Source organism: Planctomycetia bacterium (assembly GCA_034440135.1).
GTDB lineage: Bacteria > Planctomycetota > Planctomycetia > Pirellulales > JALHLM01 > JALHLM01.
In genome coordinates this window covers 1-8864 of the sequence record JAWXBP010000498.1, presented here as the reverse complement: position 1 = coordinate 8864, position 8864 = coordinate 1, and the positions used below count along the sequence as shown (strand labels likewise).

At 61.2% G+C, this 8864-nt stretch carries 5 protein-coding genes; 2 read left to right on the top strand and 3 right to left on the bottom strand.

Annotated features, from left to right (window positions below):
- On the top strand, window positions 1–952 hold a 952-nt coding region (locus SGJ19_28250; protein MDZ4784158.1), incomplete at its 5' end, for an ATP-binding cassette domain-containing protein.
- A gap of 16 nt (window positions 953–968) precedes the next feature.
- On the opposite strand, the gene SGJ19_28245 is transcribed toward SGJ19_28250, so the two are convergent.
- From SGJ19_28245 to SGJ19_28235, 3 genes are all read right to left on the bottom strand, one after another.
- Entirely contained in the window at window positions 969–2297 is a 1329-nt protein-coding gene (locus SGJ19_28245) for an ABC transporter permease (protein MDZ4784157.1), read from the bottom strand.
- Window positions 2298–2357: 60 nt separating this feature from the next.
- Entirely contained in the window at window positions 2358–4244 is a 1887-nt protein-coding gene (locus tag SGJ19_28240) for an HlyD family efflux transporter periplasmic adaptor subunit (protein ID MDZ4784156.1), read from the bottom strand.
- Window positions 4245–4534: 290 nt separating this feature from the next.
- A complete protein-coding gene (locus tag SGJ19_28235; GenBank protein ID MDZ4784155.1) occupies window positions 4535–6082 on the bottom strand; it encodes a TolC family protein in 1548 nt (515 codons plus the stop codon).
- A 575-nt stretch (window positions 6083–6657) separates the two neighbouring features.
- Here SGJ19_28235 and SGJ19_28230 point away from each other — a divergent pair.
- On the top strand, window positions 6658–8864 hold a 2207-nt coding region (locus SGJ19_28230), incomplete at its 3' end, for an MMPL family transporter (GenBank protein ID MDZ4784154.1).

Genomic DNA, 8864 nt, shown 5'->3' with positions numbered 1-8864 from the left:
CGCCGCCGCGGCGGCGCTGGCGTTTTCCTATGGAGACCGCGAAGTCTTCCGAGATTTCTCCACCAGCGTCATGCGCGGCGACAAGATCGGCGTGATGGGACCGAACGGCGCGGGCAAAACGACGCTGCTGCGCGTGTTGCTCGGCCAGTTGCCGCCGCATTCCGGCACGGTGCGTCTGGGCACCAACCTGCAAATTGCCTATTTCGATCAACTTCGCCAGCAACTCGATGAAGACCAATCGGTGCAGGACAACGTGGCCGACGGCTCCGCATCGATCCAGTTCAACGGCCAGTCGCGGCATGTGATCGGCTACCTGCAAGACTTCCTGTTCAGCCCTGAACAATCGCGGGGGCTGGTGCGGTACTTGTCCGGCGGCGAACGCAATCGCGTCTTGCTGGCGAAGTTGTTCGCTAAGCCGGCCAACGTCTTGGTGCTCGACGAGCCCACGAACGACTTGGACGCGGAAACGCTGGAGTTGCTGGAGGACCGGCTCGTGCAATTCGAAGGCACGGTCTTGATGGTCAGCCACGATCGCACGTTTCTCAACAACGTCGTCACCAGCACCATTGTGTTCGAAGACGATGTGGTGCGCGAGTATGTGGGGGGCTACGACGATTGGCTGCGGCAGCGGACGTCACGAGTGGCTAGCGAGTCGGCGGCGAAGCTGGCCTCGCTGAGACCTGCGCCACAGCGGACGGACCTGGAGACCGCCGCCGGCAAGCCAGCGCGCAAGTTGACGTTCAAGGAGCGACAAGAACGTGAATCGCTGCCCGCCTTGATTGAGAAGATCGAAGCCAAGGTGGCGGGGCTACATGCGGAGATGGGCGATCCGGACTACTATCGCCGATCGGGTCAGCGCATCGCGGAAGTCGCCGCCCAACTCAAGCGATTGGAAAGCCAACTCGCCGACGCTTACGTGCGCTGGGAAGCACTGGAACTGCTCGCCGAGTGAACCCCGTGCGCCGCGATTACGCGTGGCGCAGGGCTTCGATCGGGTCCATCAATGCCGCGCGGCGCGCGGGATAGAGGCCGAAGACCACGCCCACCAGCACCGACACGCCGAAGGCCACGCCCACGCTCCAGGCGGCGATCATCGGGTCCAGGTCGCGGATGACCGGCGGAAGACTTGCATACAACTCGGGGAGAAAATTCTCCGTGAAGGAACGAACTCCCCACACAAACGGCCAGCAGAAGAAACCGAGAATCACGCCCAGCAGTCCGCCGGCGGACGAGAGCACGATCGTTTCGGCCAAAAACTGGCGGATGATGTCCCGCTGTTTGGCGCCGAGCGCGCGGCGGACGCCAATTTCCCGGGTCCGCTCTGTCACCGTGGCGAGCATGATGTTCATGATGCCGATGCCGCCGACAACCAGCGAGATGCCGGCGATCAGCACCAGCAGCACGTTGAACAGCATCTGCAAGATCTCCGCCTGGCGGAGCAATTCCTTGGGGACGATGATCGCGTAGTCGAGATTCTTGTGATATTTCTGTAAGAGGATTTCGATGATCGCTGCCGTGTCGTCCACCTCCGACACGTCGCCGACGGTGAACGTCATTTGGCTGAGTTCGACCACTTCGAACTCACGGGAACCGGCGCCGCGCGAAGACATGACACGGTCGCCGATGCGCTGTCGCAGCGTCTCCAATGGAATGTAGACGTCGGAATTGTAGTCCTGGCCGGAAAAACTCCCGCCAATGGCGCCTGTCGGCGTGCGATCGTGCGTCTGGCCGACGACCTTGTAGAAATCCTGGTCGATTTGGATTTCTTGCCCGATCGGATCTTCGTACGGAAACAACTGCTCCGCGGTCGTGTGCGCGATTACGCAGACGTTTTCGACCGCGATCGCGTCGCGATCGGTAATGAAGCGGCCACGGGCGAGCCGCAGGCTGTTCATCTCCACATAATCGGGCGTACATCCGACGAGGCGAACTTCGGCCCGCTTGTCGCGGTAGCGCACTTCGCGCGGCAGTTCACGCAACGGGACGGAACGCCGGATCGTCGGGACCGTCGTAGAGATCCGACGAAAGTCGTCGCGCAGCAGCCCGTATGTGAGGAAGAGCCCGGTTTGGCTCGACGTGGAATTGCTCGGCGGCTTGATGCTCCGCACGATAATATTCGTCGCGCCGAGGTCCTTGATCTGCTGCTGCGCCTGATAACTGACGCCTTGCCCCATGGCGACGAGCCAGATCACGGCCGTCACGCCGATCGTGATGCCCAGCACCGCCAGACCTGAGCGCAGCTTATGCAGCAACAGGCTCTTGATGCCGAGGTTTAACGTCTGAAGGAATAGTTCCACGGAGAATCGTCAACAGCCAGGAGTGCGTAGCAAATGGAATGGGAGCTGCGTTGCAACGTGCTATTGCGGCGGACCGCCGGGGCCTCCGAAGCCTCCGCCGCCGCCGAAGCCGCCCTGCTGTTCCATTTGCTTGCGGCGCTCTTCGGCCGCCTTCGATTCTTCCTGATCGAAGAAACCGTCCTGGTTCGTATCGATAAAATCGAACATGCGAATCATCTCTTGCGGAAATTCTTCCTTGCTGACCTTACCGTCGCTGTCCTTGTCCATCTCTTTGAAGCTGGGCATCCGACGTCGACCTCCGCCACCGCGACGACCTCCGCCGGGGCCGCCTTCGCCCGGCGGACCGTTGCCGGGACCGCCTTGCATTCCAGGTCCGCCCGCGGGAGCGCCGCCGGGGCCTCCTGGGCCACTGGGTGCGGTGGCTTCACTGACGTTCGCCTTCGAAGCGCCAAAGGATTTTTCGACGTCGACTTTTTCTTGATCGTCCGAGTCGGTGCGGGATTCTGGGACATCCGAGCGCGGCGTTTGCAGCACGAGATCTCCATCGCTCAACCCGTCCTTAATCTCGATCAGCGTGTCGTTTGTCGCGCCGAGAACCAGTTCGCGTTGCTCCACGGTCTGGCCGCTTTTGACCCAGGCGAACGCTTTGCGACCCTTGGCAACAACGCATTGCACGGGCACCGCAAGCACGCCTTTGTGTTCGCCGATCAAGATGGTGACGTCGGCGGTCATGCCTGGCTTGAGTCCCTCGGCAGTACCGTCGACGCGCACATACGCGGCATATTCCTTGGTGCCGGCGCCGCCGAAGAAGTTCCCCGCTTCGGGCTGGCTGCCGACTTGTGTCAACGAGCCTTGCACTTCGCGACCCTGAACCTTAATGCGGGCCCGTTGCCCGGAGCGGAGCTGCTCGATCTTCGATTCATGCACGAGCGTTTTGACTTGCATCTTTGTCAAATCCGGCAGTCGGATTACCGCTTGATACTGCTTGATCGCCGCGCCTTGTTCGATCTTCGGCGTCTGCTGCCCGCCACGACCGCCGCCGCTCAGATCATTGGCATACACCACCATGCCGTCTTGCGGCGCGATGATCTCGCACTTCTTGAGGTTGTTTTCCAGCCGCTTCAGCTTCGCGGCTTCGAGTTCGTACGTGCCTAGGTCGGACTTGTACTGCGCTTCGGCGGAGTCGCGAGCGCTTTCCAGGTCTTCGAGTGTCTTGGCCTTGGTGAACTTTTCGAGCACCATCTTGGTGGTCTTCTGCAACTCCAGGTCGAGCTTCGCCTTCTGCACCGAGTAGACGTTCGACTGATGCTGCAACGGCGTCGTGTAACCTTTGCGGAGCATCTTTTCGGAATGCGTCGCGATGTTCTCGGCGGCGGCCAAATTCTGCTGGGCAATGACGATATTCGATTCCGCCGTTTGCAGCGCCTGGACGTACGTGCCTTCGAGGTATTCCTGTACGGCGATCTTCGCGGCGTCCAGCGTGTTGCCGGAAGCGATCTTCGTGGCCTCGGCCTTGCCGACCACGTTCTTCTGCGCGTTGAAGTTCTCTTCGATCGTCGAGGAATCCAACAGTGCCAAACGCGTTCCCTTGGTGACCATCGTGCCGTCGGGGATGATCTCCAGAATCGTGGAGCCGCCTTCCACTTCGCACTTCATCTCCACGTTGGCGGCGCTTTCCAGCGTGCCGTCCTCGGTGACAGTAATCACGAGATCGCTCTTCGTCACCGGGCTGGTGACGATGACGCGTTCAGCACTGTCGCCCATCTTGGCGATCGCCACAATCGCGCCGAGTCCGGCGCCCAGGACCACGACCAACGTGACCAAGCGCACCAGCACTTTGCTGCCGCCGCGCTTTTTCGGCGCCGAGAAGTTTTCGGACGGGCGACGCGAAACTTCTTTCACCGTGGCAGCCGGTGTGGATTCGGACTCTTTAACGACCAGGCTCATCGTGAACAACTCCGTGCCGAGTGGCGGATGGCAGGAACGGGCGGGAATTGATTCGTAACCTAACGATTCTAAGTGGCGGCAGACCGTAAAACAATTGCGATACCGGGCATTTGCGGTCGATTCGGTCCCTATTCAGCCTCGGCTCGTGAACTCGGGGCCGTCCTCTTAGGAATTCGACCACCTGGACCCGCCGAGCATACTTTTAACCCCGCAGCGGCCGCCGAGTTGTGCGGACCGACCAAAAATGGCCGCCCATTTTCGCCAATGTGCGGGAGAAAGCGGTCCGCCGCCTATTTCGGCAGTAACGCAGCCGAGGGAAACTCGCCGGCCGGTCGTCCCGGCCCGATTTGTTCGGTCGCCAAGGCACTCAGCGGGCGTTTCAGCAGGATCTCGAGCTGCATGCGGGTTTGATGATGCAGATACCGCAGTTCCAGATGGGCGCGCCGCAGCTTGGCTAGTCGGCTGAGTTGCTGAGAGAGTTCCGCCGCGTCGATGGCCTGTACCTCGAAAGCCTGCTCGATGCTGGCGATCGACGCCTGCATCGAGGGCGCGACTTGCTCGTCGTAGTAAATCAGTTGCCGTTCCATCGGGGCCAGCAGAGCGTAGGCCCGGGCGACCTCCCCCAAAGTGGTCGATTCCGACAACCTCAGATCGGCCCTGGCTTGGCGGGTGGAGGCCAGACCAGCGGCGATTTCGCCCTGGTTGAAGTTCCAGAGCAACAAATCCGTCGCGAAACGGGCGCCGAGGTTGTCGTTATCGTCGTTGAAGGCTTCGTTGTAGCGCGGGCTGAGCGTCAGATCGGGAATCGCCTCGGCCCGGGCTAAGTCGGTGCGGCGTTGCTGTTCGCGAATCCCCCAATTGCCGGCGCGGAACTCAGGACGCACCTCGCGAGCGACCGCGATCACGCGTTCCAACGGAACCGCCGGCACGCGGACCGTCTGCAAGCGATCCGCCAACTCCAGCGGACGCGGGTTCGTCATACCCATGGCCTGAGCCATGACCAGCCGGGCTTGTTCCAATTCGGTGAGACTTTGGAGCCGCTCGAATTCAGCCTCTTTGGCGGAGGTGTCGGCCAGCAGGCGGTCGACTTCGGTGATGACGTTCTGTTTCGCCCGCTCGTTTTGCATGTTGGCGAAGCGCAGGTTCAGATCGCTGAGATATTGCTGCTGCTCGGCCAATTCCTGCAAATACAACACCTCGGCCGCGGCGTTGGAAACCTCCAGCAGCACGAGATCCGTTTCATAATCGAGTTCCCCGCGCGCCCGTTGCTCGGCGGCATCGGCGGCCGACATGCCGCGTTGGCGTTTGTGGCCGATCGGCACGGTGAAATCAATACGCGTCGTGAGCGACGGTGCGTCGTCGCCATCCACAGCGCCGTCGGCGTCCATCACCAATTGAGGGTTGGCGAACAACCCGGCGCCCAGTCGCTCCGCGCGGGCCAGGTCGATTTCCTGGGCGATCGACGCCAGTTGCGGATGATTGTGTTTGGCGAATTCCAGCACTGCGGCCAGCCGCACGGGACCGGAGCCGAGCATGTCCGCCCCAGTGATAATGTATTCGGTGTTGATCAGCGCTCCGTCACTGGGCGAAGCGACCGCATCGTCGCTGGCCAGGGCGACGTCATCGGTGCGGAAGTCGTCCTGGCTGCGTTTTGCTGGAACATTTTCGTTGGCCGACACTGCGGCGACATCGCCCAGCTCTTTCTCGGAAGAGTTACGCCAAGAACTCGTGGTCGTGCAGCCGCTCAACCCCAGCAGTCCCATCACGATCAGGCGCATTCCCAGCCGGCACGCGGTAACCCGAGCGCGGCGCCGCGACGGTGGGGGTGCGATGATCATCAAGGCAGCGCAAGAGTGGTGTAGAGAAAAATCTGCCGCCGAATTGGCGGCGGAGCGTAGCAAAAGCCCGTCACCGTTCCAAGTGCAAGGAAACGCGTGCTTCCGATGCATGAGCGTGGATGCGAACAGTCTTAATCCATCCCCAGTTGCCTGAGCGATCCCGGCCGCGCAGAACACCTAGCACGCGCAGAATGTGCCATTTTGCAGGCGCGTTAAATGCCATGCTTCGCATGTTGCGTAATTCATTGCCTCATTGAGACTTGCGACTCGCGACACGAATGACTGTAGTGATTCATTTTGAGGTTCCTGGACTGGAGCGCAGTTCCGCCGCCGAAGGCCGGCGTATGGACGACGCCTGAGGATGCGGCTAGGCTGCTGTATTGATCGCGCATTGCTTGTTCCCCGCCGTGGGAGGATGCCGATCTTATGCGCAGAGGGTAGCGGATTGAGCTGCGGCGGAGGGATGGTTGCCGCCGGCGGCAGAGTCGCCGGAACGCGGTCCGGCATCCGGATTGCCCGGATGCATGCGCAAGGACGCCAGCGGAATTGAATTAGGATCGCGCCAGGGCCGAGACATGCGAACAGCCAGCCAGGAACCTTCCCGCCCCTTCTTCGAGCGCTTCGCGCTGCCGATTCTGATCGTGGCGATGTTTTTGCTGCCGCTGGTAGGGCGCGGGGCGCGGCAATCGCTGCTCGGCAACCGCAACGACGTCGCCCAATGGCTGCCGGACAAGTACGAAGAAACGCAGCAGTTTCGCGATTTCCGCAGGCATTTCGCCGACGAGCAGTTCGTCCTCGTCTCCTGGGACGGCTGCACGCTGGATGACCCGCGACTGGAGTTGTTTACGCAGAAGATCGAGCAGGGGATCCAAGACGGCTTCGAGATGCCGCTCGGCCGCAAGAAGCTGTTCTCCTCGATCACCACGGGTCCGCGACTTATCAAGCGACTGGGCGAGGGGCGCTATCCGCTGGAACGCGAAGAGGTGATCGATCGCTTTCACAATACGCTGATCGGCAAAGACAAGAAGATCACCTGCGCGGTGATCACCTTCAACAAATTCGGCGCTGACCTCGGTCAACTGCGCAAATCAGTGGAGTTGATCCGCAACATCGCCTCGAACGAATGCGCGGTGAAGCCCGAGGCGCTGCACATGGGCGGTCCGCCCGTCGATAACGTGGCGCTCGACGAGTCCGGCGAAAGCAGTTTGTTCCGCCTGGCGGGCATCTCCGCCGCTGTCGGCCTGCTGGTGGCCTGGTGGTGCTTGCGGATTCCCAAGCTGATTTTCTTGGTGTTCAGCACCGGAATTTACTCAGCGATGCTGAGCCTGGCGATCGTCTACTACACCGGCACGACGATGAACGCCATCCTGTTGACGATGCCGACTCTCGTCTATGTAGCGGCAATCTCCGGCGCAATCCATCTGACGAACTACTATCGCGAAGCGGTGGAACACGAAGGCGTGCGCGTGGCGCCTGGCGCTGCCCTGCGCCACGCCGCATTGCCGCTGGGCTTGGCGACCGGCACGACCGCCGCGGGATTGCTTTCGCTTTGCATCACTGACTTGGTACCGATCTTCTTGTTCGGCTTGTATTGCGCGTTGGGGGTGCTAGCGAGCACCGTGGTACTTTGCCTGTTTCTGCCGGCGGCGTTGCAATTGTGGCCGTTGCCCTCGCACGCGGCGCACGCCGAGGCGAAGGCAGGAAGCAATTCGTTTGATCCCTTCGGCAGCCGCCGCTGGCGACTGGTGGGTCGCGCCATCGTGCGACACCACAATCTGGTGTCGGCAGGCTGCATCCTGCTGATGTGCGGCGCTGGCTACGGGCTGCGCTACGCGCAGACCTCGATCAACCTGATGCGGTTCTTCTCCGCTGGCTCGGATATCCGCCAAGACTACGCCTGGTTGGAGCAAAACCTCGGCCCGCTCGTGCCGATGGAAGTCATCATCCCTTTCGACAAAGACTCGCCGCTCTCGATGCTGGAGCGGATGCAGGTCGTCGAGTGGATTCAGTTCAAAGTCAGCGAACTGCCCGAAGTGGGCGAGGCGATGTCGGCGCTGTCGTTTTCGCCGACGCCAGCTGCGCTGGCTCAGCGGATTCAGGAAGAGAATCCGAACGCACCGCCTTTGATCGTCCAGACAGTGTCGAACAATATTCTCAAGGATGAACTCGCGCCCACGGGCTATATCAAAGATGACGAAAACGGCAATCAACTCTGGCGCGTGACGGCGCGATTGGGCGCGCTTGATGAGATCGATTACGGTCAGTTCGTCGGAGAGATCCGCACGACGGTCAATACCGCCATCGGCGAGATGCAGGAAGGCTCCGACCCGGGTGCGTTTAAAGGCTTAGCGGAGAACATCAAGTACACCGGGTTGGTGCCGTTGGTTTACAAGGCGCAGCACACGCTGCTCGACAATCTGATCTGGGGATTTGTCGGCGACTGGTTCCTGATCACGATCGTGATGATGTTGGTCGTGCGGAGCTTCTCCGCCGGCATGTTGCTGATGTTCCCGGCCGTGTTCCCGGCCGCGATCGTGTTTGGTCTGATGGGCTGGTCCGGCTTGCTGATCGATACCGGCACGGTGATGACCCCGGCCGTGGCGCTTGGGGTGACCGTGGACGACGTCGTTCACTTTATGCTCAAGTTCCGCGAAGGCCTCCGCATGGGCAAGCGCCGCCGGCATGCGATCATGTTTGCTTACGAGCATTGCGCCCAGGCGATGTACCAAAGCTGGGGCGTGATCTCGCTGGGACTCTCGGTGTTCGCGATCAGCCCGTTCAT

Excerpts from the sequence above, each read along its gene's own strand:
- SGJ19_28240 (MDZ4784156.1), bottom strand. The coding sequence starts at position 4,244 with ATGAGCCTGGTCGTTAAAGAGTCCGAATCCACACCGGCTGCCACGGTG.
- SGJ19_28235 (MDZ4784155.1), bottom strand. The coding sequence starts at position 6,082 with ATGATCATCGCACCCCCACCGTCGCGGCGCCGCGCTCGGGTTACCGCG.